Source organism: Paucisalibacillus globulus DSM 18846 (assembly GCF_000482485.1).
Lineage (GTDB): Bacteria > Bacillota > Bacilli > Bacillales > Amphibacillaceae > Ornithinibacillus > Ornithinibacillus globulus.
Genome location: NZ_AXVK01000040.1, coordinates 1 through 25,991, shown reverse-complemented (window position 1 = coordinate 25,991; position 25,991 = coordinate 1). Strand labels below are relative to the sequence as shown.

Below are 25,991 nucleotides of genomic sequence, written 5' to 3'. Positions count from 1 at the left end.
ACTGCGGGGTCTCACCTATGCCTATCCTCCCGCAGGAGTCTCCCTGTATTTCCTACGCTGGTAGTGAATTAGAATTATTGTACGTAATTACTGAAAAAATGCGTTACAAACAATCCATAACTCGGAAACTCTAACTAGCGCAGGCAGAATACGTAGACTCCTACGGGAACAGCACGTGTCCGAAGACCCCGCAGCGGCGAACTTTCCGCGAGGAGGCTGAGGCCGTGCCCGTGGAAAGCGGAGTATTCTGCCGGAGCGGTAGCATAGCAGTTCATCCACTCCATTCATTAAATTCGAACGGCAATATACAGTATTTACCGCGCAGTTTATAATAAATTATGCAATTAAGAACTAACAATTAGTGTATTTTTACATACAATATTATAAAAAGTTATTCTAGTTTACCATAATATTATTATGTAAACTAAAATAATATTCATATCTTCTAGTATTCGAGTTAAGCTAGAAGTACAGGTAATAATAAAAGGAAGAGGGGAATTTAATGGAAGAACGACAATTTAGAAACGCAATGGGCAAGTTTGCAACTGGGATTACCGTTGTTTCTTTAGAATATAACAAAGAAATAATGGCAATGACTGTTAATGCGTTTATGTCAGTATCCTTGTCCCCTAGACTAATTGCGATTTCAATTGATGAGAAAGCAAGGATGTACGACAAAATTGGAGAAGTAAAAGCATTTGGATTAAGCATCTTATCAAAAGATCAAATAGAACTTTCTAAAATATTTGCAAAACAAGTTACGTCTAAGGAAAAAGTTCCATTTACTTATTTAGATTGTGTCCCTGTTTTAGAAGGAGCTTTAACAGCACTTTCATGTCGGGTTAACAATACCATAAAAGCCGGAGACCATGTAATATATATTGCAGAAGTAACTGAAGATTATACCTTAATGGAAGATGAACCAGTTATATATTTCAGTGGAAAGTATCGATATTTAGAAGAAACATGAACATATACTAATAATAAGATGGTGAAATCATGCAAGTACATGACTTTATGATACGTGATGTAATAACAGTAACAGAGGAAACAACTGTCAGAGAACTACTTGAAATTTTAGTAAACCATAAAATTGGTGGCGTTCCAGTTGTAAATATAGATAACAAGATAGTCGGCATGATAAGTGATGGTGATGTAATTCGCTATTTAAGACCCAATAGTAGAACTGTATTTGATATGTTTGCATTGATAATGGTGAATGAACAAGAAAAATTATCGGATAAGTTAGGGTATACACTCGATAAGACTATTTCAAACATGATGAATACGAAGGATATTAAAACAGTAAAACCTGATAGTGATTTAGACGATGTATTAGAAATTTTTTCTAGACACCATTTTAAAAAAATTCCAGTATTAGATGGCCAACAGAAGGTAATTGGAGTTATCAGTAGAGGTGATTTACTCCGACACATTACAAAAGATATCATAGGCAAAGGAAAAACTTCTTAGATTTTTAAGAAGTTTTTCCTTTTAGCTAAAAAATGATAAATGTTTTAAAAAAGTTTTCCATTTATACGGGGTAGTAATAGAGATTTAAAATACGCTATAATAAAGGTATTATGATGAAACAAAGGGGTTTATTTTACGTGAGGGCAATCAAACAGAATACTTCAGTGTTAGATTACGATAATCTAACTGGAATTTATCATGTTATGAAAGAACATGGTGATGAAAAAAATGCAGAAAAAATAGTCGACCTATATAAGAAAAAACTAGAAGACGAATTTACAATCAGTTTTACAGGGCACTTTTCTGCTGGTAAATCATCGATGATAAATGCATTAATCGGAAGTGATTTATTACCGAAAAGTCCTATTCCTACCAGTGCAAATATAGTTAAACTTTCTTCTGGTGAGGGTGCTGCACGTATTTATTTCCAAAGTGACCACCCAGTCGAGTACAAAGAACCTTATGATTTAGAGATGATTAAGGAATATGCAAAGTCTAAAGATTCGATAAAGAAAATAGAGATTAGTTCTAGTAATTCCTTAATCCCAGAAAACTGCTCCATTATTGATACTCCAGGTATTGATGCTGCAGATGACGCAGACCGAATAATAACGGAATCATCACTACATCTTGTTGATGTGCTATTTTATGTTATGGATTATAATCATGTGCAATCTGAGTTAAATATGAAGTTTCTAAAGAACATTCAATCTATGAAGATACCATTTTATATCATTATTAACCAGATTGATAAACATAATGAAAAAGAACTTACCTTTCAATCATTTGAAAAAAGCGTAAAACAAACGTTTGACCAATGGGGGATTTTACCTGATTCAATCTATTATTCTTCTTTATTAAAAGAGGATGCTATAAATAATCAGTTCAATGAAATTAAAGATAAAATCAATCAATTATTCGTTGAGGAAAGAATCCAGAGAATTGATTCGTCTGTAAAAAATATTATGGAGGCTCATAAACATTATTTAGCTGAAAAGCGTGATGAGGATATCGGTAATCTATCACTGGGTGAGGAAATTGATGAAAGATTACTGGAGAAAGTTGATAATATACAAAAAACTATTGATTCTTTGAAAAACAAGTCAAATGATATTCAATATGATTTTATTGAGGACTTAGATCACACATTAAAAAATGCTTATCTGATGCCGGCTACAATCAGAGAAAAGGCATTTGAATTTCTTGATTCACAACAAAAAGATTTTAAAATTGGATTTTTTGGTGCGAAGAAAAAAACAGAAGATGAAAAAGCAAAAAGATCTGAAGACTTTTTAAGTAGCATAAGAGAAACTATGCAAGCTAGTATAGAATGGAAATTGCGTGAAAAGTTTGCTGAACGATTAAAAGCTTATTCAATTAATGAACAAACGCTTTATTCAGCGGTACAGCAATTTGGTGTATCGATTCATAAAGAGGATCTATTAGCACTCATTAAAAAAGGTGCACAAGTAAATGGTGATTCTGTTTTGAATTACACTAATGACCTAGCAAGTGCAATAAAAAATAAATACCGAAAAACAGCTCGTGAGACTCTTTCCAATATAGTAGATGTAATTGAACGGGAATCAGAAGAGAAACAAACTAAATACAAAGAGGAACTTCAAGCCTATCAAAATCTGGTTAAGATGAATGAGAAACAACAAGCCTTGCAGGAGAAGTATCAGCAGCATATACATCGAATGGATGAACAACTCCATACACCAGAATTTACTTTAGAAACGGAAAAGATACTTCAGAGAAAATTAGTAAAGGTATTTATAAAAGGTGAACCTATATCAAAAGTCAAAGCTATAAAAGAAAATCCAAAGGTAGAATATATTGATGAACAAGCGGAAGAAAAAGAAGGTGTACCATCAGTTCATCGGGTTGTCCAGGCGATTGACAAAACTGTAAAAGCGTTACAGGATTTACCTACTTTTAATTCATTAGTTATGGAATTAAATGCCCGAAATGGCAGACTATCTAATCGACAGTTAACGATTGCACTATTTGGTGCATTTAGTGCCGGTAAATCATCTTTTGCAAATGCATTAATCGGAGAAGGTATTTTACCTTCCTCACCCAATCCGACAACTGCTGTTATTAATCGGATTACTCCAGTAACGGAAGATAATAAACATGGCACAGTAGTTATTCGTCTAAAAGACCAAAAGACTTTGCAAGAGGATTTAGAGAACATTCTGAAACACCTCTCCCCACCAACTTCCGAAGATATTGGTGGATTAGTGAAGTGGATCAATGAATATGATGTCCAACATCATGATGAACTAAGTCATATGTTCCAGAGCTATTTACAAGCAATTCTCAAAGGATATGAGGTCCATAAGGATTTAATTGGTAAAACTAAAACAATCCAATTAGAAGATTTCGAAGCATATGTAACCGATGAATCAAAAGCTTGCTTTGTAGAATCGATTGATTTGTATTACGATTGCTCCATCACTCAAAAGGGGATAACATTAGTAGATACTCCAGGAGCAGATTCTGTTAATGCAAGACATACAAACGTAGCATTTGATTACATTAAAAATGCCGATGCGATTCTTTATGTAACGTATTATAATCATGCGATTACCAAGGCAGACAAAGACTTTGTTATGCAGCTGGGGCGTGTTAAGGAATCATTCCAACTTGATAAAATGTTCTTTATTATAAATGCATCTGATCTAGCCCATGATACTACCGAGTTAAACTTAGTAGTTAATTATGTCAAAGATCAGCTCAATAAACTTGGAATACGCAATCCAAGATTGTATCCTATCTCTAGTAAAAAATCTTTAGAAGAAAAGCAAGTGAAGAAGGCTATTAACGAACAGTTAAGCAAGTTTGAGGAAGAATTTTATTCATTTTTAGAGAATGAATTATCTCAATTAGCGGTTAAATCGGCGGTTCATGAGCTAAAACGCACACAAAAATTAGTGGCACATGTTAAGCAAAAAGCAAGCCTAAATGAACAAGAAAAACAAAAGTATAAACAGGAGTTACTGGAAAGAAAAGAAAGATTACTTCAAACGGTTGATTCAGGTGATGGTAGCACGTATAATAAACGAGTCCACCAGAAAATCTCGAAGCAGTTACACTATGTAGGTGAAAGAATTGGCATCCGTTTTCATGATATGTTTAAAGATAAATTCAACCCAACAACCGTAACGGAGTCAGGTCGTAATGCAATATATCAACTGGAGCGAAACACAGTAAAATTGTTAGATTACACTGGTTATGAGCTTTTACAAGAAGCGCGTGCTGTTTCACTTCGAATCGAATCCTATATAAATGAACAGAATACGGAGCTAATGGATATTTACAAGCAGAAAATAAGTGAGATTGATAATGAATTTTCATTACCAGTACAACAAAAGGTTGAATTAACAACACCAAATTATGTACAACCGCTTAAAAATTTAGATGTAAATCTATTCAAAAAAGCTTTTTCATTATTCAAGGGGACGAAATCATTCTTTGAAAAAAATGAAAAGGAAAAAATGAAAGAAGTCTTCTATCAGATTTTACAACCTGAAATACAACTGTATATTGAAAATACTAAACAAGTAATGAATGACAACTATGCTCAGCAATGGGACGTATTAGTTGATAAAAACATACTGGACATACAGAATGAAATAAATCAATATGTATTAAATAGTTTAGCTGCATTAGAGGATTCTATTGATATCCATATTTTAAGTGATAAAGAACGGGATTTAGACCAAATCTTGAAGAGTATACAATAAAGGACGTGTCATAAATTGCAACAATCAATTTTATTAGTAGACGGAATGGCGCTATTATTTAGGGGATTTTTCGCTACATCTATACGAGGGAATTTCATGAAAAACGAAAATGGAGTTCCTACAAATGGTGTATATCAATTTTTACGTTATTTCTTAGATGCTGTAGATACGTTTCAGCCAACACATGTCATCTGTTGTTGGGATATGGGAAGTAAAACATTTCGCACAACGATGTATGAAGACTATAAAGGGAATCGTTCCGCACCTCCTGAAGAATTAATTCCTCAGTTTGACTTAGTTAAAGAAGTAGTCGATGCTTTTGACATGCCGAATATCGGAATTGAAAACTTTGAAGCAGATGACTGTATTGGTACATTAGCAAAACAGTTCTCTAAAGAAGATGAAGTATTAATTTTAACCGGAGATCAAGACATTCTTCAATTAATTGAACCAGGGATAAGTGTAGCAATTATGAGAAAAGGCCAAGGTAATTATGAAGTATTTACCGAGGATAACTTTTATGAGAAGAAGGGTCTTTATCCTAAGCAAATAATCGATTTGAAGGGATTAATGGGAGATACTTCTGATAATTATCCTGGTGTGAAAGGAATTGGGGAAAAAACCGCATTAAAACTGTTGCAGGAGCATGAAACAATTGAGGGCTTATTAGCAAATATTGACCATTTGCCAAAGGGTGTACAAACAAAAATTAATGCTAATTTAGATATGCTCCATCTATCGAGGAGTCTTGCCGAAATTCGCTGTGATGTTCCAATTAAAATCTCGCTGGAAACAGCAGGTTGGAAATTTAACCGAGAGAAAGTTACACAAAGGTTTGAAGAATTACAAGTGAAGAATTTAATTAAACTTTTATCGTAGGGACCGATGCAAAAACCTGTATTGTAAAAATACAGGTTTTTGCATTAAGTAGAACTATTTACGTTTGTTATTGCGGTTGTTGTTGTTACGATTGTTATTATTGTTATTGTTATTGTTATCTAAATTCTCATCATTTAGAAACTCATTCGCAAACTCAACATTGTCGTTGTTATTGTTATTATTATTGTTGTTGTTATTGTTGCGATTTTTATTGTTCGCCATGTTTATTACCTCCTATATTTTTTTTGTGAAATGAACATATGGTGTTCGTTTTCACCTTACAAACTGTATGATACCCCGTTTATTTGTTTTCATTCATTAATTTTACAAATTTAGCCTTTTTCTAGTAATATATTTCAGTTTTACATAAATGTAGCAATATGGGATAATTACAGTTAGATTCTGAATAGAAAAAGAAGTCATAATTTATAGGGGAATTTCAATGAGGAAAAAGTCAACATTTATAATATTAAGCTCTTTAATTACTTGTGGTCTACTTGCATTTATTGAGCATGGTATTGAAATAAATTATTTAATAAAAACTGGATTAAAAATACTTTTATTTTTCTTGACGGTATGGTTTTATATTAGAGTATATAAAGATTTCCGATTCAAGGATGTAATTAGTTTAGAAAAAATTACGGTGAAGGAATGGAAACGTATTGTTATACTTGGTCTTTCATCTGCTGCAATCGTACTAATAGCATATCTTCTATTTTTACCCCTAATTAATCTTGATGCAATTAAAAATGATTTAACCGATCGGTTAGGGATTAACGCTACCACTTATATTCTTGTCGGACTCTATATTACGTTTGGTAATTCATTTTTGGAGGAATACTTCTTTAGGGGATTTATATTTTTTAATCTACCCAAAAGAGTTGGGTACATTTACAGTCCATTATTATTTGCTACTTATCATATCCCAATGATCATGTTGTGGTTTAGTCCATTTATTATCTTGCTATGTTTTATTGGGTTATGGGTTATCGGATTAGTATTTCATAAAGTAAATGAGAAGAATCAAACGATATGGGCTTCTTGGATGATACATATATGTGCAGATATCATGATTATATTAATTGGATTGTCATTGTTTTACTAGCCATCATGCCATTCATTAATTACCAAATTTATGCACCATTAAAATTTACGTATTACTATTAGTTCATAAGAGACAATAGAAGCAGGGGATTACAATTTTATTAATATGAGGTGACATAGTTATGTTGAAACGATTGATTCCCTTGCTTTTTGCGTTAATACTTGTATTTCCAATGGGTACAAGTGCAGAGATTAAAATGTTTAAAGAACCACCTTTTGATTTTTATAAGGTTTCAAAGGGAGACTCATTTTGGTTTATCGCAAAGCGTTACGGATTAGACTATCAACAATTAATGCGATTAAACCCTAATGTGGCTCCAACAAATATGCAGGTAGGTTCAGTAATTCGACTTCGAGCGACAGCTTCAAGCCCGACTACTTTCGAAGAGCAGGTTGCACAATTAGTGAATCAGGAGAGATCGAAAAACGGGTTATCACCATTGCTGCACAGAGCAGATATAAGTAGCGTAGCAGAGAAAAAAGCAATGGACATGATTAATTCCAACTATTTCTCTCATACGAGTCCAAATTATGGTTCACCATTTGATATGATGAAAACATTCGGCATTAACTATCGTACAGCAGGTGAAAATATTGCCAAAGGGCAAAAATCACCACAAGAGGTAATGAATGCTTGGATGAATTCATCAGGGCATAGAGCCAATATTTTAAACGCTAATTTTGACTCCATTGGTGTAGGATATTACAATGGCGCTTGGGTACAGATGTTTACAGGATCCTAATCGCAGGAAAGGTCCAATTTAGTAAGCTAAATTGGACCTTTCTAAATAAGGGGAGAATACAATGCTTGAATTATTAACAAAAGAGTTAGACGCGCACCGTCATCCAGAGAATGCACGACAGATGGAAAACTATATGAAGAATCATTTTCCTTTTTTCGGAATTAAAACACCAGAGCGTAGAAAAATCACAACTCAATTTTTAAAGGAAACTGGATTATCCAAACAACCCTTTAATTCTGAATTTGTATTAGAATTATGGGAAAAGGATGAGCGAGAGTATCAAAATATTGCATTAGATTATATTGAAATAAAACTACAAAATATATCGAAAGAACATATTTCATTGTTAGAAAAATTAATAACGACAAAATCTTGGTGGGATACAGTAGACATGCTTGCGCAAAAACCTATTGGTAAAATTGCCGCAGATTCATCTGAAGTTATTCATGAGAGTATTGAAGATTGGTCTACAAATGAGAATATGTGGCTAAGAAGAACGTCTATATTATTTCAACTAAAATATAAAGAGAAAACCGATGAAGAATTACTATATAAATATATAAAACGAAATACGGATAGTAAAGAATTTTTCATTCAAAAAGCAATTGGATGGGCACTAAGGGAATACTCCAAAACAAACCCAAATTCAGTTCGTACATTTATACAACAAAATGCACTAGCAAAACTCAGCATTCGGGAAGGAAGTAAATATATATAATTGAGATAAATTATTTAGTGAACCGGTTAGCATAGGAACTTGCAACAAAAGAATCTGGTTTAATTTTAGGTTCTATCCCTAATGACTCCATTCGCCCAACCATCTCATTCACAAATATTCTTGTTTTATTTTTGTTTGAAGAACCAATATCGATATGACCTTCTATTGTGAATGTTGATCCTTTATAAATATTGGGTAGAACAATATCAATTAATTGGGTCTTTCTTTCTTCTGTAAACATGGAAACAACTTCTTCAGTCAATGTCGTTTCATACGATATCCTTTCATGGAGATTCATCATTTTCCTCGGAACAATTACTTTTCGTATACAGGCCCATGCTCCCTTAGATTCCTGTTGAATGACAATACCTGTTATAAATCTAGTGTAAGTAGGATGTACTTGTGAATCTGTTCCAAATATTAACCGATACCGTCCGTTGGGATCTTTCTTCATAAATCGAATAATATGCTGAAAAACCTCATTAAAAGACATGTTTTTTTGAGATAAATTCTGAAAGCTAAAATCTAATACACTTAGATTGGCCACAAATAGAAACCTCCTAAATAGTAACTCCTCATTCTTATTTTAGCTAATAGTTATCATGCTATTCTAAAGATAGTGTTAATTATTCAATCACGAACTTTAGAGATTCTACCCTTGTTATTAACTAATGACTTTATGAACATGTTTGTTCATGATAAATGCCTATTAATAAATATCTGTAAATACAATATTATTTTTATATTCAGTGTGTTATAGTTTATTTACTATTAATTTTCACATTTGTTACAAAAGATAAACAAGTAGAAACACTTTTCGATTAAGCAAGGGGGATAACCGTGAAGATAATAAAAAGGATAGTAATTTTCCTATGTTTACTATTGTTTCTTATTCCGACTGAAGTACCTGCTGAGGCTAGTCTTGAGATTTCGGTTACATATGGAATTGACGGTAAAGTTCAAATAGGGAAAGGATTCCCAGTTACAGTTAAAGTCATCAATAAAGGAGATACTGTTTCAGGAGATTTAGTGTTTTTCTCAGCTCCCAGCTACCAATCTGTTGGTAATGTAGTGATACCTGTAGAATTTCCAAAAGGGGAAGAGACGGAATTAACATTTTCTATTCCGGGATTAAGTGAAGATTACTTTTATAGTGGCCCTAATAATCAACAAGCTTCCTTTATCAAGTTTTTCGAAAATGGATGGGAAAATGGTAAAGAGATCCCGTTAAATGGAAATACTAAAAAAAGACCGTCCTTTTTACCGGATCATCGAATTGTGATGGGTGCTTTAAGTGATTCTCCAGATTCTCTAAATGTATGGAAGACCACAAAATATAATGGAGAGTCCTTGGAATTCTTGAGTTTAACAAAAGATAATTTTCCAAATGAGGCTTTGGGATTAGAAGTATTTGATCTGATTTTAATTAATGATTATCAAATCTCTAATTTAACAGAGCAACAACTAAACGCTCTAGTAGAATGGACACGCTCCGGTGGACATCTAATGTTGGGGAGTGATCCATTTCTCCAAGAAAGTAATGAATTAAAAGAACTTTTTCTATTACATATAGAAGGGCAGGAATCGTTTAGTGAGCTAGCGTTTTTAACCAAAGAGGAGCAGGAAAATCTACCAAACTTTGATAATGTTGAGATTAATATTGGGAAATTGAAAGATGATGTACATGTCATCTATTCCGATCACTCTTTACCAATGGTAGTTCAAAAAGATTATGGTATTGGGGAAGTAACCCAATTCGCTTTCAACTTAGGTAGTGAAACGTTGACCAAATGGGATGGATATTCATCTTGGTTGTCTGATGTCTTACAAAAAACAGTTAACAAAGACCTCTCCGGACAACAACGGTATATGGTGGATGAACTTGCCCATCGAATTGGGAGTATCGTCGAGTTGTATCCGTCATCATTTATTCCAGTAAAAACATTAGTAATTTTATTTATTGTCTACTTAATTTTACTAATCCCAGCTCTATATTTCATTTTGAAGAAGTTAGATAAACGTGAGATTTCCTGGATTATTATTCCGCTTGTTGCGATTGTTTCTAGTATTGCCATTTTCATTGTTGGCGCTAAAGATCGTATTGGTGGTTCTCAAATGAATAATATTAGTATCCTCTCTATTAATGATGAAGGTATTGCAAATGGGTACGGAGCATTTTCAATCCTAAGTAATAATAGTGGAGACTATCCAGTCACGATTAAACCAAGTGGCTATGAAGCATTTCCTTTACACCGTAATAACGGATATGAAACTTCTTCGATAGATAGCTTTGCTATGGTTGAGAAAGGTAGAAAGCAATCTAAGATTACCTTTACCGATGTAGAGTATTGGTCGATTCGTTCTGCAATGGGTCCAATTAATTCAATCAAAACAGGAAAACTAGAAAGCGATTTATGGATTGAAAATAATCAATTAAAAGGAACCGTTACAAGTAATTTAGCATTTGATATGGATGAAGCCTACCTACTAAGTGGAGATAAATCATATCCTATAGGTGATATAAGCGCAGGTGAAACAATAGATATTCAGATTGAACTAGATTCTAAAAATATACAGAACTTAATCGGTGCACCACGTTCAAATATAGCATCCTCTGTTTTCCCTGGTTACTATAATGCGGGCTATGGTGGTATGTCTGAGGTCAAGAATAGAGAAAGTATGGTGGAGTGGAAGAAGTATGAATTATTAGATTCATCCATGTACTTTGATATGCAACCAGAGAATTTAAAGCAACCTTTAATAGCTGGTTTTACAGCGGAACCAATTACCGAGGTTGGATTGGACAAAAAAGTAAAGGAAATAAATTCACTTTCTATGGTTACCCAAGAAGTAAATATTGAAATACGTTCCTTAAAAGGCGGGGAGTTTAAACTTAAAGGAGATGCAATAATACCTGATCTTAATGTTGTTTCAGGAAATTCTAATTCCATCCATCATAATGGCTTAATGTATGGAGAGAATTTTATTGCGGTAGACCCAGGTGAATATAATCTCTCCTACCAATTACCGGTAGAAATGAACGCTAATAATATCGCCGTGAATAAGCTTAAAGTAAGACACCCCATCTCAGATGGTACTGAATTTACCATTTACAATGTAAAAATGGATGAATATATTGTCTTAGACGATAATCAAACAATCTTTGAGGAAGATGCAAATAACTATATTTCAGAAGATGGTAAAGTTTTGATTCGTTTTGTAAAAAATGGAATGAACAATCCTGATGTAAATACGCCGACTCTCGAATTGGAAGGGGAGTATAACCAATGATTGAAACAGTGAATCTTACAAAAAAATATGGTTCTTTTACAGCATTAGATTCCCTTAATTTAAAAATTGAAAAAGGTTGTGTGTTTGGTTTTGTTGGTCATAATGGAGCAGGTAAGTCTACTACTTTTTCTATATTAGCTACTCTTCTAACACCAACATCTGGTACTGCTTATATAAATGGTTATGATGTTACGAAAGAACCTAAAAAAGTAAGAAGGCACATAGGTTACATGCCAGATTTCTTTGGTGTATATGATCAGTTTAAAACAGTGGAATACCTTGATTTTTATGGTGCAAGCTATGGCATACCAAAAAATGAAAGAGAAATTCTAATCCCGCAATTGTTAGATTTGGTAAATTTAACTAATAAGAAAGATGAATATGTTGATGTATTATCACGTGGAATGAAGCAGCGACTTTGCCTTGCTAGATCACTCATTCATGATCCAGAGGTGCTGATTTTAGATGAACCCGCCTCAGGACTCGACCCAAGGGCAAGAATTGAGATGAGAGAGATATTGAAAGAACTGAAAAACATGGGTAAAACTATTATTATATCTTCCCATATATTACCTGAGCTTGCTGAAATGTGTGATGAAATTGGAGTTATTACAAATGGCCAATTAGTAGCTTCAGGCTCAGTAGCTTCCATTCAAAAACAGCTACAAGCTAATAAAATAATTCATGTTCGATTAGCATCCGATCCTGACAAAGCGATTGTATTCTTTGAAGATGAACCAAAAATATCAAATTTAACAAAACATGAAAAAGATACAAATACGTTAATTTTCTCATACACCGGATCCGATGAAGAACAAGTAGCATTACTTAAAAAAGCTATTTTATATGATTTGGAAATCATTAGCTTTAATGAAGAAGAAACCGATTTAGAGGATGTATTCCTTGAAATAACGAAAGGAGTAGAATTTTCTTGAAGTCATTATTAATAAATCCGGTGTTAAATAAAGAAATTAAACTACGATTTCGTTCATTTAAAGGATTTTTAGGAGTCTTTTTCTATTTATTAGCTTTGGGCATCATTGCTATTGGTTTTATTTTAGTAAATACCATTTATAACGCGAGTGCCGTTTTCAGTCCTGAGCAAAGTCGTATAATGTTTTCCGTATTATCTTTTGTTCAATTAGTGCTTATTCTGTTTATGACACCGGGATTAACTTCTGGTGTTATTAGCGGAGAACGCGAACGTCAAACACTGAATATTTTACTAACAACACCACAATCATCGACAAGTATTATTTTGAGTAAATTAATATCATCTATTTCCTATTTATTATTAATGATAATTGCTTCAATGCCTTTATATAGCATAGTATTTTTATTCGGTGGTGTTTCACCTAGTTTAATCTTTTCAACATTTAGTATTTATTTAGTAACCATGATTACAATTGGTAGTCTTGGGGTCGTGTTCTCCACGTTAATTCGTAAAACCATAGTAGCATCGATTGTTACATATGGAGTGGCTCTGTTTTTATCAGCGGGTACAGCATTTTTGACGATCATTATAAGTGAAATGTTTTATTATCAAAATACGACAAATATAATCTCGTATTTCACTGCAATGGTAAACCCCTTTATCATATTAATGTCTAACTTTGAACCTTATATGGTTGAGCATATTTATCAAGCGTCGGGAATTGATTTTTCATTAATTACAAGTTTTATGCTTACTTATTTAGTGATTACAGTACTATCCTTATGGATCAGTATCAAAAAACTAAGGCCAAAAGCGAAGGTCGACAAAGGAACGGTTAAAAATGGATGAAAAACAACAGTTTCTTGCATTATTAAAAGTTGCAAAGCGAAAGTTATTGATTAAGCAATTGTTCAGAAATAGCCATCTTGCTCTGTTCATTTTAGGATTAACTATGGCTCTTTTCGTGATGCTTGCGAGACTTGTTGTGATCACACATTTAGTTAACAAACTCATTTTTCTTGCTGTACTTATCCTGATAGGAATTGTCATTGTAACTATTATCAAGCGACCTACTAATAAACAGGCTGCACATCATTTTGATGATTTTATAGCAGAAAATCATGTAATAACTGCTCTTCATTACATGGAGGACAATTCCTTAATGTCTCATCTACAAAGACGTTATGCAGTTTCCCTAATGAAAAAAGCAATGATAAAAGTACAAACAGATAAAAGCAAAAAAATTTACTGGAAACCATTGTCTGCCTTTATTCTTTTAGTCGGTATTACATCTGTCCTATTTTTCTTACCAAATGAAATGATGAAACTTGCCACTGAACAAGAAAAAGAACAAGAACTGATAGAAGAAACAAAACAAGAAATTGAAAAATTGGCTAAAGAAGATAAAACAGAAAAACTAAAAGATTTAGCAGAAGAAACAAAAGAATTAAAGGAAAGCAAGGAGTTACTGGAAGAATTACTAAAACAAGAAGAAAAACTGGATAAAGATAAACAAATAGCAGAAGAAAACAAAGAAAAATTAAATGAACTAGCCAGTGAGGTAAAAGGGTTAGAAGAAATTGTGAGTGCGCTAGAAGATGGTGACTCTAATAAATTAAGTAAAGCTCTTGAGAATCTGGCTAACAAACAGCCGGAAAACTTGTCAACCGAAGAAAAGGAAGGACTAGAGAACCTATTAGGTAAGATGCTTATTGAAAGTACTCCAAATCTTTCAGAACTGTCGGATGAACAATTGGCTGATATGATGGCCGTATTAGAAGATCAACTTAATGAATTAATGCAAAGTACTGCTTCATTAGACGATTTATTATCATTACAACAACAATTACAAAACTTGGCTACTTCACTACAACAAGGCATGTTTAATAATGGTTTAAGTAATTCCAGTGAATTAGCCTTTGGTGAAGAAAACCAGTCAGCACAACAGAACCAGAATGGAAATTCATCTAATTCTGGGGAAAATAACAGCAACAACGGACAAGGTCAAAATCCGTCTCCAGGAAGTGGGCAAGGTAATGGCAATGGGGAAGGCAATGGGAGTGGGAATGGAAGTGGTGCTTCAGGAAACGGGGATGGTGGTAGCGGATCTGGTGCTGGGTTTGGTCAAGGGTCTAGAGAGCTAACTATTCCAGAATTTATGGATGGTAAAGAAAATGTTGAATCGGATTATGGAGAGTTTGGAAAGGGAGACAGTGAATTTCAAAGCACTCCAGATGGTTTAGTCATGAAAGGTTCGGTCCGTTCATACGAAGAAGTGTACGGAAAGTATGAAGATTCCTATCGCAAAAGTGTGGAAAGGCTTGAATTACCAACCTATTTAGAAAATGTCGTAAAAGATTATTTTAGTGATTTAGACCCGGAAGGAGAATGAATGTTGCTTGAGATAGAAATGAAAGAACAAGAATTAAGAGAAATAGCTGAACAAATATCCCAAGTTAAAATAGAAATCAAAAAATTTATTGTAGGTCAAGATGATGTCGTAGATCAGGTACTTTGGACCATTTTTTCGGGTGGTCATGCACTACTTGAGGGACTTCCTGGGCTTGGGAAAACAATGTTAGTTCGGACCATTTCTGATGTAATGGATTTAAAATTTTCTAGAATCCAGTTTACACCAGACTTAATGCCTTCCGATATAACTGGAACGATGTTAATTGAACCAAGTGAAGATGGGAAAAGGAATCAATTTACGTTTCATCAAGGTCCCGTATTTTCCAATATCGTATTAGCTGATGAAATTAACCGAGCAACACCTAAAACTCAAAGTGCTCTATTGGAAGCAATGGGGGAAAAGACCGTTTCGGTAATGGGGGAAACAAAACAACTTCCTGACCCATTTTTTGTGCTAGCAACACAGAATCCACTAGATTTAGAAGGAACCTACCCGCTTCCAGAAGCCCAAATGGACCGGTTCTTACTAAAGATACATGTCAATTATCCCTCCAAAGAAGAGTTAAAACAAATCGTCTTACATACAACTGGAATAGAATCTCCTAAATTTAATAGAATTGTCGATGGAAATCGGATTCTTAAAATTCAACATCTAGCAAAAGAAATCTTAGTTTCTGAAGAAATGCTAGATTATGCAGTTAATATTATTTTGTCTTCACATCCTGATCAGGAACAGAGTACAGAATCCGTTAAAAAATATGTCCGCTATGGATCCGGACCTCGTGGAGTACAAGCACTAATACGTATAGCAAAAGTACGAGCTTTAAGCTTAGGTCGGTTTCATGTATCAAAAGGTGATATTAAACAAGCAGCTAAGCCGGTTTTACGCCATAGACTCTTTCTTAATTTTGAAGGGGAGGCAACAGGAATCACAAGTGATGCAATCATCGATGAGATTTTATCTACGACTGGTGAGTCACGATGAGTGAGCAGTTATTAACAAGTAAACTTATGTATCAATTAGATAAGTACCGTTTACAGGCACGTAATATGAAACGCGGCCATCATAAAGGTGCTAGACGATCGAGTAGACAAGGTACGTCACTCGAATTCTCTGATTACCGTATTTATCAGCCAGGTGATGATCTTAGGCAAATCGATTGGAATATATATGCCAGAACAAATAAGCACTATATTAAGCGGTTCTTAGATGAACAAGAACTCGTTGTTTCTATCTATTTGGACTGTACTCGGTCCATGTCTTTAATTCCAGAAAAATGGAGATTTGCTAAAATGTTAGCTGCTTCTATCGGATTTATGTCTTTAAGTGCTGATGACCGCGTAGGCATTTTCCCTATTGGTTCAGAATTACATCCTTTTACTTATAAAAAAGGTAAAGCATTCTCAAACCGGATGGTACATTACGTTAGCAACATTCATCCTAGTCAAAATGCGAATATTTTTTCAGAAACCGTTCAAACATTTATCCAACCTAAATCTAGTATTTCAGTTGTTATTAGTGATTTACTAGAACCGATCGAGTTAATAGAAGAAGCATTAAAGAAATTACAGGTATATAAACAAGAACTATATGTCATTCAGATTTTAGCAAGAGAAGAAACGAATCCCTACTATCAAGGAGACTTGGAACTTTTAGATAGTGAAACTGGGGAAAAAGTAAATGTCACCATGAATAGAACAGTAAAAAGTAACTATCAAAATCGATTAACCGATCACTTGAAGAGACTAGAAAAATTTTGTTTTGAACGTGGAATTGGTTTTCATTCCTGTGACACAGTCGACCGAATTGAGGATGTTATCTTTCATCAATTATCCTCTAAAGGGTGGATTTAAGTTGAGGTGATACAATGAATTTTTTAACGCCTATCTATTTTATACTCTCAATTTTTATAATAGGTGTAATCCTATTTTATTTGTTTCGCAAACAATATGAGAGCAATATTGTCCCCTCGACCTTGATGTGGCAACAGGTCATGCAGGAATGGCAGGCAACAAAATGGTGGAAAAAACTACAAAACCATTTATTACTTTATCTGCAGTTGATTATTTTATTATTAGTAATGTTCGCCTTAACTCGGCCATATGTTGGTCTAAATGAATTGTCTGGTGAACATATTGTAGTAGTTTTAGATACTTCTGCTTCTATGACTGCAACAGAGGAAGATAATAAAAGCCGCTTATCCATCGCAAAAAATGAAATTATGGAGCTTGTTGATAAATTAGATAATCAAATGCTCACGCTAGTACTAGCACAAGAAATACCAACCATTATTTTCTCAAATGAAACAACGAAACAAACCATGAAATCAAAAATAGAGGGAATAAAACCATCGTATCAACAATCGGACATGGATAAAGCTATACAACTTGCTAATCAACTATTAGCTAGAACTAGTGGAGAAATCCATGTTTTCTCTGATAGGCTTCGAGAAGACCAAATTAACACTAATTATTTAAGTAGTAAATTAGTCGTTCATAATATCGGAGACTCTACGAATAATTTATCATTACATACTTTTGGTGTTGCAGAGAATAACGGGAAGATTAGTGGGATTGTATCCATTTATAATGAACTTGAAGAGGAACAACTTGCAAGAGTTAAGATAGAAAGCGGCAAGGAGAAACTGTATTCATTTCAAGAACTTATTGAACCTGGTAAGTTAGTACAATTTTCTATTCCCGAATTACCTGCGAAATCTTATTATAAAGCTGTCATTACGAATGAAGATGATTATGAAGCGGATAATACGACCTTCTCTTTTCTCGGACAAGTTAATAATCCTCCTATTAATCTCATCGGTGAAGTTAATCCTTTCACTAGAAAAGCTTTAAGTTACTTTAGCACAGATATTGTTCAATATGAGCAAGATACTAATGTTGTAGATAATCACGGGATTTATGTTCTAGAGGGGGTTCCAGAAAAGGAGTGGCCTGATGGTCCAGCAATCATCTTTTCACCAACTGAAGGTGGACACTTTAATGTAAGGGAGAAGCAACTAGTAGAGCATTCCTTACAAGTGAATAATAATGAATCCATTCTGCGTTATGTCGATTTGAACCAAGTGTATATTCAGTCTCGTATTCCATACGATGCACTAGAACTTGATACCTTGCTGTCCAGTAATCATATACCAATTATCAGTAATGGCTACTATAATGGGAATCCTATCATTTTAGTTGGTATTGATATTGCTGATACGGATTGGCCGATGCATTCTAGTTTTCCAATCTTTCTATACAACGCCATTAACTATTTAAACAAAACTCAAGAAACTTTAGGGTTTATAAAGCCTTTGGAAAGGATTAACATTGCACACGATCCGGGAGCAACAACTAGTCAAATAGTAACTGAACAAAAAGAACAAGTGATGGCATTGAACTTAGATGAGTCGTTTTTTCAGGCTCCAAGTTTGCCTGGGTTGTATAGCATTATAGAAGAATCAAACGGCGTTAAATCAGAAAAACTCTTTGCAGTTTCAATTAGTACCGAAGAAAAATATATCCACCCAAAATCTAGTTTTTCACTAGATTTTACTAATGATGGTAGTACTGCTACTGAGGAAAAACCAAATGAACTATGGCCGTGGCTCGTTTTGTTAGCTTTACTTGTTTTATTTTTGGAATGGGAGGTTTATCGACGTGGGAATTCAAATTGATCAACCATTATTCCTCCTATTATTTATACCTGTAATCGGAGTTCTTTACCTCTACTGGAAACATGCATCTACTAACTCGATAACGGAAAAAAGGACTGTCCTTACATTACGATTTCTACTATTTTCATTACTAATTTTTGCATTATGTATTCCTTACTTTAAGTTTCCGGTAGAAGGTGTCACAACTGTATTTGTCATTGATCAATCAGAGAGTGTACGAAATGAACAAAATCAGATGTACGGGTTTATCGAAGAAGCAATAGATGCCATGAGTGAAAAGGATGCTTATGCAATTGTAACCGTTGCAGAGGGTGGGCAAATTGCCCAAGCCTTATCCAATCAGGAAAAAGCAATTATTTCAAATACCAAACTAGAGAAAACTTCTTTTACAAATCTAGAAGAGGGACTTCAGCTTGCATCTAGCCTACTCTCTGCCAATCATAATGGCCGAATTGTAGTACTTACAGATGGGAATGAAAACTTAGGTGATGTTAGAAGGCAAGTCAGTCTTTTGGAATCACAACAAATAATTGTTGATATCGTACCTTTTGCAACTTCTATTGAGAAAGACGTTGTTCTAGAAAGTTTTCATGTACCAGAGAATTTATTTCTTGGGGAACATTCGACGATTGACACTGTTATTTCTAGTACGATCGATACATTAACACGTATACGAATCAGTAAAAATAACGAAACAATCATCGACCAAGAAGTGCAAGTGAAACAAGGTAAAAATGTTTATTCATTTGATTATCTGATAGAGTCAACTGGAATTCACAGCTTTCAAGCAGAAATTAGTGCTGAAGGTGACGATGTTCCCGAAAATAATATTGGTTATGCAATATCAAATGTCCAAGGTAGTCCTAGTGTTCTAATTGTTGAAGGTACAGATGGAGAGGGAAAGAATATTTCCTCCGTATTGGAGGCTTCCGATTTACTAGTTAATACAATTAATCCAGCAGTTTTACCAACTTCACTTACAGGTTTATTAGATTATGAATCCATCATTTTTAGTAATGTATCTGCTACAGATGTTACGGAAGAGCAAATGGAGATTATAGAAAGTGCTGTTCGAGATTTCGGTGTTGGATTTATTATGACTGGTGGTAATCAAAGCTTTGGCTTAGGTGGATATTTTAAAACTCCAATTGAACAACTTCTACCAGTTGAAATGGACTTAAAAGGAAAAAAAGAGCTTCCGTCATTAGGTATGGTTATCGTTTTAGACCGTTCTGGTAGTATGGCAGGATATAAGATGGACTTAGCAAAAGAGGCTGCGGCTCGTTCTGTAGAGTTACTACGTGAAAAAGACACACTGGGATTTATTGCATTCGACGATCAACCTTGGCAAATAATTGAAACAGGACCACTAGAAGATAAAGTGCAAGCAGCAGAAAACATTCGATCGGTAACAGAAGGTGGAGGAACGAATATTTATCCTGCTTTAGCATCGGCCTATGAACAATTAAATCCATTAGAGTTAAAACGAAAGCATATCATCTTGTTAACAGATGGACAATCAGCTACTAATTTTAACTACGATGAGCTTATTGAGGAAGGAATTAAAAATAATGTAACATTATCAACTGTAGCAATTGGCAGTGATGCGGACGGTATGCTATTAGAGGAACTAGCATTAGAGGGTACCGGTAGATATTATGATGTACAGGATGCATCTACCATTCCAAGTATTCTATCAAGAGAAACCATATTAACGACACGAACCTATATTGAGGATAATCCATTTTATCCAACATATATGGATGGGAATGAATGGAGTTCGATTTTCTCTGATGGTGTTCCGCAAATGAATGTCTATGTTGCAACAGATCCAAAGTCACGGGCAGAAGAGATATTAATCAGTGATAAAGGGGATCCTATTCTAGCTAGATGGCAATACGGACTTGGAAATACGATCGCATGGACATCGGATGTAAAAGGAGAATGGGCTGGCGATTGGACCATATGGGACAGCTGGCCAACGCTTTGGAATGAAATGGTATCTTGGAGTCTTCCGTCTTACCAACAAGAATTGTACCATATCGAACAAATTATAAACGGAAAAGAAATTACATTAAAGGTTTCTACAGAGAATCCTGATGTATTACCACTTGAAGCTCGTGTCATTGATGAAAAAGGAAACGAATTAGAAGCAGAAATTAGACCTACTGCCCCTGGCGAGCATGAGGTTAACTTCCAAACTGATACAGGAATTTATTATTTACAACTATCTAAATTAGAAGATAACCAAATTACAAGTACATTCCAAACTGGTGTGGTCGTACCTTACTCTAAGGAATTTGAATTAACCAATCAAAATAATGCATTACTAAAAGAAATAACGGAATTAAGTGGTGGAACCATTATAGAAAATCCACAAGACGCATTTCGTAAATTAGAACATGAAAAATCCGAGAAGCAACCTATATTTGCACAATTATTATTTGCTGCATTTCTATTATTCTTTTTAGAAATTGCCATAAGACGATTCGGCATAATGGGCGTGGTAACAAAGCTAATAAAATCAAAGGATAACACTATTGAAAAACAAGAGGAAAAGAAGAAGCAATTCGATCAAACGTTTGCACAACTAAAAAGTGCCTCGATAAAAAAACAAGGGAAGCAAATTAAAAAAGAGAATCATAAATCAATAAATGAAAAAGTTATAACTAATCAACCTATTAAAAAGAAAGAGTCCCCTTCAACTCTTGCAAGAAAACCTCAACAGGAGGAGAAACAGGAAGATAGAATGAAACGGTTATTGGATGCGAAAAATAGAAAAAACATTTAATATTATTTTCCTTAATTACTAAATAAACTTAAAAAACGTTGAAGAGAAAAGTAGATAATGATGATTCTTTACATAGAGCTCCTATTTAATTGCTGGAAAGGAGTAAGAATCCATTATTGAAACAAGACTCGGAGTTTCATACATGATTCGAATAGATGATGGTATGACGGTTTCCCCGTTATGGAAAAATGTTAATAATATATTAACAAACTGAGGTGGCACCACGGTTATATCGTCCCGTCCTCAAGACAAATTGTCTTGAGGACGGGCTTTTTGATTTAAAAATATATTTAGTGAGGAGAGGGTTTTCTTGGAAAAATTGGTAAAAGATTAGAAGATGGGAAGTATTCATTTATTCTACTTTTAGGTATAGGTGTTTCTAATATTGCCATATGAATGTACCACCTCAGCCATCATTTTTACCAGTTACTATCACAATTCTTGCCAAGCCTTTTACCAATTGGGGCATGTAATAAAAAACGGAGGATAAAATTGATGCTTGCAAATTGCAGAATGGTTTGTGGTAAATCCATATCCAATTGTTATTAAATAAATCTTTACTTTCCGCAAGTTGTTTGATAAAATAGTTTAAATTTAAAAGGTCACATTCAAATACAAATGCCATGAAGAGAAGAGTACAATCGGCAATTATTTAAAGAGAACTCCAGTTGGTGAAAAGGAGTAATAATTAATGGTTGGAAGCAAGTCTCAGAGCAGCATATCGGATCCCTACAGGTGATGGTGTGACAGGAGCTCCTGTTATAGAGCTAGGGTATATGTATGGTTTTCATGCCTTACCTGACAAGAATAATATGGTGACGTATTATTAAACTGGGGTGGCACCACGGCGCGTAACAACTCGTCCTCAAGATCTTAAGGTCTTGGGGGTGAGTTTTTTTATTGTCCAAGTATGCATTTACGAAGGAGGAAATAAATTGCGTATAAAAAAGTTAGTAAAGTCGTGGAAATACCCTTCTATCTTATTATCCAGTATCGGTATTTCAAGTATTGGAGAATGGGTATATTTTATAGCACTAAATTTAATCGTTCTTGATATGATGGGTGTACTTGCTGTTTCGGGTTTATATATTATTAGGGCTTTGTCTGCATTATTTACAAACTTTTGGTCGGGTAGTTTAATTGATCGATTGAATAAAAAGCATCTTATGGTATGGCTTAACATATTCCAAGCAGTGTTTATTGCCTTATTACCATCACTTTCGTCACTTTCAGCAATATATGGAATAGTTTTTTTAATTAATGTAGGTAGTTCCATGTATGAGCCAACATCAATGACGTATATTACAAAGTTAATTCCTCATGATCAAAGAAAAAGATTCAATTCTCTCCGGAGTTTAATAGATTCTGGAGCATTTGTTATTGGACCTGCAATTACGGGAATGATGTTTATGATTGGCACCACTAATTTTGCGATATATAGTAATGCAATAGCCCTATTTTTATCAGCACTAATCACATTGTTCATGCCCAATATTGAAAAGAATGATTTTATTGAAACAGATGACGAAAGAATAACCTTAAAGGTTTTGAAAAGTGATTGGAAATTAGTTGCCCGTTTTAGTCGTAAACATGTGTACATTATGATCATTTATTTTCTATTCAGTGCAGTGATGGTTTTGGCAACTGCAGTAGATTCACTTGAAGCTGCATTTTCTACAGAAGTGCTTTTATTATCAGAGAGAGATTATGGATTCCTAGTGAGTATTGCTGGTGTTGGAATAGTTGTAGGCGCCCTAGTAAACATAATAGTTGTTAAAAAGATTTCTATCTCTTGGCTGATTGGTCTTGGATCCATAATGGTCTCTATAGGTTATTTAATCTATGCTTTTTCAGGTAACTTTTTAATAGCAGCAATTGGATTTTTTGTTCTTTCATTTTCAATGGCTTTTCTTGATACAGGATTTAATACTTTCTATCAAAATAATGTTCCTGTCGATGTAATGGGAAGGGTTGGTAGTGTGTACGGGTTCATTGAAGCTTTTCTTATCATCATTGGTACGATAATTTTTGGAATAATGGCTGAAGTGATATCGATTCAATTTGTTGTCATATTAGGTAGCCTAATTATGTTTGCAGTAACAATTATATTATATATCTTTAATACGCAACCCTCGAACGCAAAGTATTATTCAGAGTAACATCAGTTACAGACTTCCTACACTAAGTAGCAGCATTAGTTATGCTAATATTATCCATTACACTATTATTTATAATTAGGTTAAACAAAGATATTACATTCAATAGTTATTAAGTCCTATTCGATAGGATAAATTAGTCATTTCGATAGATTGACGAATACCTAGTTTCACTCCAATCTAGAATATAGAATTGGAAAATAAAGGAGTGCGGGTATTGCGGAATATTTTAGTAGTATTATTAGTTTGTTTTTTATTCTTAACAGTTGCTTGTAGTAAAGAGGATACGGAAAGTAAAGAGGAAATTAATAAGGAAACGAAAGAAGAGAATTTAGTAGAAGAGGAAGAAAATAGTTCAATTGAAAAAACAAAAATTGAGGTAGATAAAATAGTTAGTACAGATGATTTGGATGATTTAAAAAGTCAACCTGTTGGAACTTTGGTAAGTGAACTATCGTTAGAAGAAGAATTATCAACCGAAACAAATCAAATAATGGAACATATTGATACGGATTTAAGGGAACAGTTAGTTCAACTAACAAGTAAGACACAAGAGCCAAATGAAATTGAAAGTGCCTTAATACATCTATTAGGTAGTCCAAATTATAAAGAAGCTATAGAGATTGCCCAGGATTTTCAGCCAGACTTTGAGGAACCATATTTACCCAACCCGAAAAGAGCGGGTGACTCAGGCAATAGTGAGGATATTGGTAAAGCTATTATTTTACTAGATGCAAGTTCTAGCATGCTCCTAAGTGTTAATGGAGAAGTTAAGATGGACATTGCAAAAGATGCTGTTAAGCGATTTGCTGATGTAATTGGTCAAGAAAGTGAAGTTTCTCTAGTCGTATATGGACATAAAGGATCCGAGTCAAATAATGATAAAAAACTATCTTGTGAAAGCATTGAAGAAATTTATCCAATGAGCGAGTACAATTCTGAAGGATTTGAAGAATCATTAGCTACCTTCGAAAGTAAGGGTTGGACTCCACTTGCTGATGCAATTAATAAAGCCGCTGAAATGAGTAGTACATTAGAAGGTCCACTTACGGTATATATTGTAAGTGATGGTGTGGAGACTTGTGATGGCGATCCAGTTAAAGCAGCAGGAAGCTTTGTTGACGAAAATAATGAACGTTCTGTTAATATTATTGGGTTTAATGTTGATCAAAAAGCAGAGGAGCAATTAATTGCTGTTTCAGAAGCGGGGAATGGAAAGTATTTCTCGGCAAATAATGCAGAAGAAATGCAAGAAACAATTGAATATGAATGGTTACCATCATTAATTGATTTAGCATGGGCATTTCAAAAAGCCCCGGGACCGTGGGAGATTCTAGCAGAATATGATTTATATAAAGTTGAACATCAACGTATCAGAAATCTCATCGATTTAGAAAGAGAGAGATTTAATCTAGCAATAGACATAATCAGAACAGAAGAAATGGTTCCTTCTGAAGTTACACAAGAAGTATCCAATCAAATTTCTACACGCAAAAGCAAAAAAATCGATATCATCAATGAGTTACAAACGATGAAGATTGATGAAATTGATGCTATTTCCGATGAAATAAGAGAGAGAGTGGATAAGTGGGTAGAAGAAATGAGGGAACTCGTTTATGATTAAATGCAGATAGATGCTTTGCTAATTAAAAAATAAAAATAGTTAGATAAAAGAATGAATAGTTAAGAAAAAGCGATCATTATGATATGCTCCCCTTAAGGTAGACAGATTAAAAAATAAAAATCTGTTTTACCTTAGGGGGAGTTTTTTTGTCTAATAGATCATATCCAAGCGACTTTAAGTATGAAGTAATAATGGCCTATCAAAATGAAGGTTATTCACTTAGGCAATTATGTTTCAAATATCAAATTTCAAAAAACACTTTTTATAAATGGAAAGAAAAATTTGAAAAGGAAGGACTAAGTGGGTTAGAGGAATCAAAAACATGGAAAAGATATTCCAAGGAATTAAAAGTCAGAGCTGTAGAGGAGTATCTATCTGGAGAATATTCTCAAGATGAAGCGATTCGGAAATATGATATCTCAAGTCACTCGGTATTA

At 34.0% G+C, this 25,991-nt stretch carries 20 protein-coding genes and 2 other annotated features; of the genes, 18 read left to right on the top strand and 2 right to left on the bottom strand.

Features of this window, described 5'->3' with window-relative positions; all coding sequences use genetic code 11:
- Window positions 1–502 precede the first annotated feature (502 nt).
- The 4 genes from K332_RS0111715 to K332_RS0111700 all read left to right on the top strand — a co-directional run bounded on the left by K332_RS0111715 (window position 503) and on the right by K332_RS0111700 (window position 6,104).
- A complete protein-coding gene (locus tag K332_RS0111715; protein ID WP_026907619.1) occupies window positions 503–970 on the top strand; it encodes a flavin reductase family protein in 468 nt (155 codons plus the stop codon).
- A gap of 29 nt (window positions 971–999) precedes the next feature.
- Complete coding sequence (locus tag K332_RS0111710) at window positions 1,000–1,473, top strand: CBS domain-containing protein (RefSeq protein WP_026907618.1); 474 nt, start codon at window positions 1,000–1,002, stop codon at window positions 1,471–1,473.
- Between the two features lie 137 nt (window positions 1,474–1,610).
- Window positions 1,611–5,225, top strand: coding sequence for a dynamin family protein (locus K332_RS0111705; protein ID WP_026907617.1), 3,615 nt, complete (start codon window positions 1,611–1,613; stop codon window positions 5,223–5,225).
- 15 nt (window positions 5,226–5,240) lie between these two features.
- Window positions 5,241–6,104 carry a 5'-3' exonuclease gene (locus K332_RS0111700; RefSeq protein WP_026907616.1) on the top strand — a complete coding sequence of 288 codons (864 nt, stop codon included), beginning with the start codon at window positions 5,241–5,243 and terminating at the stop codon, window positions 6,102–6,104.
- Window positions 6,105–6,158: 54 nt separating this feature from the next.
- On the opposite strand, the gene K332_RS24205 is transcribed toward K332_RS0111700, so the two are convergent.
- Entirely contained in the window at window positions 6,159–6,326 is a 168-nt protein-coding gene (locus K332_RS24205; RefSeq protein ID WP_169727363.1) for a hypothetical protein, read from the bottom strand.
- Between the two features lie 220 nt (window positions 6,327–6,546).
- On the opposite strand from K332_RS24205, the gene K332_RS0111690 reads away from it, so the two are divergent.
- From K332_RS0111690 to K332_RS0111680, 3 genes are all read left to right on the top strand, one after another.
- Window positions 6,547–7,209: a CPBP family intramembrane glutamic endopeptidase gene (locus tag K332_RS0111690; RefSeq protein WP_026907615.1), complete on the top strand. Its 663-nt coding sequence runs from the start codon at window positions 6,547–6,549 to the stop codon at window positions 7,207–7,209.
- Window positions 7,210–7,330: 121 nt separating this feature from the next.
- Window positions 7,331–7,951, top strand: a complete 621-nt coding sequence (locus K332_RS0111685; RefSeq protein ID WP_026907614.1) for a CAP domain-containing protein — start codon at window positions 7,331–7,333, stop codon at window positions 7,949–7,951.
- 61 nt (window positions 7,952–8,012) lie between these two features.
- On the top strand, window positions 8,013–8,669 hold the full coding sequence (locus K332_RS0111680) for a DNA alkylation repair protein (RefSeq protein ID WP_026907613.1): 657 nt from the start codon (window positions 8,013–8,015) through the stop codon (window positions 8,667–8,669).
- Window positions 8,670–8,679: 10 nt separating this feature from the next.
- Here K332_RS0111680 and K332_RS0111675 read toward each other — a convergent pair whose 3' ends face one another.
- A complete protein-coding gene (locus K332_RS0111675) occupies window positions 8,680–9,162 on the bottom strand; it encodes a ribonuclease H-like YkuK family protein (protein ID WP_051359437.1) in 483 nt (160 codons plus the stop codon).
- A 347-nt stretch (window positions 9,163–9,509) separates the two neighbouring features.
- Between K332_RS0111675 and K332_RS0111670 the strand changes: the two genes are divergently transcribed.
- From K332_RS0111670 to K332_RS0111615, 11 genes are all read left to right on the top strand, one after another.
- On the top strand, window positions 9,510–11,960 hold the full coding sequence (locus K332_RS0111670; protein ID WP_026907611.1) for a DUF4350 domain-containing protein: 2,451 nt from the start codon (window positions 9,510–9,512) through the stop codon (window positions 11,958–11,960).
- Window positions 11,957–12,895, top strand: coding sequence for an ABC transporter ATP-binding protein (locus K332_RS0111665; protein ID WP_026907610.1), 939 nt, complete (start codon window positions 11,957–11,959; stop codon window positions 12,893–12,895). Before K332_RS0111670 ends, K332_RS0111665 begins: the two co-directional genes overlap by 4 nt.
- On the top strand, window positions 12,892–13,743 hold the full coding sequence (locus K332_RS0111660; protein WP_026907609.1) for an ABC transporter permease: 852 nt from the start codon (window positions 12,892–12,894) through the stop codon (window positions 13,741–13,743). Before K332_RS0111665 ends, K332_RS0111660 begins: the two co-directional genes overlap by 4 nt.
- Window positions 13,736–15,286 carry a hypothetical protein gene (locus tag K332_RS0111655; RefSeq protein ID WP_026907608.1) on the top strand — a complete coding sequence of 517 codons (1,551 nt, stop codon included), beginning with the start codon at window positions 13,736–13,738 and terminating at the stop codon, window positions 15,284–15,286. Before K332_RS0111660 ends, K332_RS0111655 begins: the two co-directional genes overlap by 8 nt.
- Window positions 15,287–16,291, top strand: coding sequence for an AAA family ATPase (locus K332_RS0111650; protein WP_036688776.1), 1,005 nt, complete (start codon window positions 15,287–15,289; stop codon window positions 16,289–16,291).
- Entirely contained in the window at window positions 16,288–17,160 is an 873-nt protein-coding gene (locus K332_RS0111645; protein ID WP_026907606.1) for a DUF58 domain-containing protein, read from the top strand. The genes K332_RS0111650 and K332_RS0111645 overlap by 4 nt, the downstream gene beginning before the upstream one ends.
- Before the next feature lie 14 nt (window positions 17,161–17,174).
- Complete coding sequence (locus tag K332_RS0111640; protein WP_084287946.1) at window positions 17,175–18,983, top strand: vWA domain-containing protein; 1,809 nt, start codon at window positions 17,175–17,177, stop codon at window positions 18,981–18,983.
- Entirely contained in the window at window positions 18,967–21,774 is a 2,808-nt protein-coding gene (locus K332_RS0111635; protein WP_026907604.1) for a VWA domain-containing protein, read from the top strand. Before K332_RS0111640 ends, K332_RS0111635 begins: the two co-directional genes overlap by 17 nt.
- Window positions 21,775–21,803: 29 nt before the next feature.
- Window positions 21,804–22,022: a binding site (T-box leader), on the top strand.
- Window positions 22,023–22,388: 366 nt separating this feature from the next.
- Window positions 22,389–22,644, top strand: a binding site (T-box leader).
- A gap of 65 nt (window positions 22,645–22,709) precedes the next feature.
- The gene (locus tag K332_RS0111625; RefSeq protein ID WP_084287952.1) at window positions 22,710–23,933 is read left to right on the top strand and encodes an MFS transporter; all 1,224 of its coding nucleotides are present in this window, start codon (window positions 22,710–22,712) and stop codon (window positions 23,931–23,933) included.
- 214 nt (window positions 23,934–24,147) lie between these two features.
- Window positions 24,148–25,554 carry a vWA domain-containing protein gene (locus K332_RS0111620; protein WP_026907603.1) on the top strand — a complete coding sequence of 469 codons (1,407 nt, stop codon included), beginning with the start codon at window positions 24,148–24,150 and terminating at the stop codon, window positions 25,552–25,554.
- Window positions 25,555–25,700: 146 nt separating this feature from the next.
- Window positions 25,701–25,991: transposase (locus K332_RS0111615; protein WP_026907602.1), on the top strand; the 291-nt coding region annotated here is incomplete at its 3' end.

Excerpts from the sequence above, each read along its gene's own strand:
- K332_RS0111715 (WP_026907619.1), top strand. The coding sequence starts at position 503 with ATGGAAGAACGACAATTTAGAAACGCAATGGGCAAGTTTGCAACTGGG.
- K332_RS0111710 (WP_026907618.1), top strand. The coding sequence starts at position 1,000 with ATGCAAGTACATGACTTTATGATACGTGATGTAATAACAGTAACAGAG.
- K332_RS24205 (WP_169727363.1), bottom strand. The coding sequence starts at position 6,326 with ATGGCGAACAATAAAAATCGCAACAATAACAACAACAATAATAATAAC.
- K332_RS0111690 (WP_026907615.1), top strand. The coding sequence starts at position 6,547 with ATGAGGAAAAAGTCAACATTTATAATATTAAGCTCTTTAATTACTTGT.
- K332_RS0111685 (WP_026907614.1), top strand. The coding sequence starts at position 7,331 with ATGTTGAAACGATTGATTCCCTTGCTTTTTGCGTTAATACTTGTATTT.
- K332_RS0111680 (WP_026907613.1), top strand. The coding sequence starts at position 8,013 with ATGCTTGAATTATTAACAAAAGAGTTAGACGCGCACCGTCATCCAGAG.
- K332_RS0111675 (WP_051359437.1), bottom strand. The coding sequence starts at position 9,162 with ATGTCTTTTAATGAGGTTTTTCAGCATATTATTCGATTTATGAAGAAA.
- K332_RS0111665 (WP_026907610.1), top strand. The coding sequence starts at position 11,957 with ATGATTGAAACAGTGAATCTTACAAAAAAATATGGTTCTTTTACAGCA.
- K332_RS0111655 (WP_026907608.1), top strand. The coding sequence starts at position 13,736 with ATGGATGAAAAACAACAGTTTCTTGCATTATTAAAAGTTGCAAAGCGA.
- K332_RS0111650 (WP_036688776.1), top strand. The coding sequence starts at position 15,287 with ATGTTGCTTGAGATAGAAATGAAAGAACAAGAATTAAGAGAAATAGCT.
- K332_RS0111645 (WP_026907606.1), top strand. The coding sequence starts at position 16,288 with ATGAGTGAGCAGTTATTAACAAGTAAACTTATGTATCAATTAGATAAG.
- K332_RS0111640 (WP_084287946.1), top strand. The coding sequence starts at position 17,175 with ATGAATTTTTTAACGCCTATCTATTTTATACTCTCAATTTTTATAATA.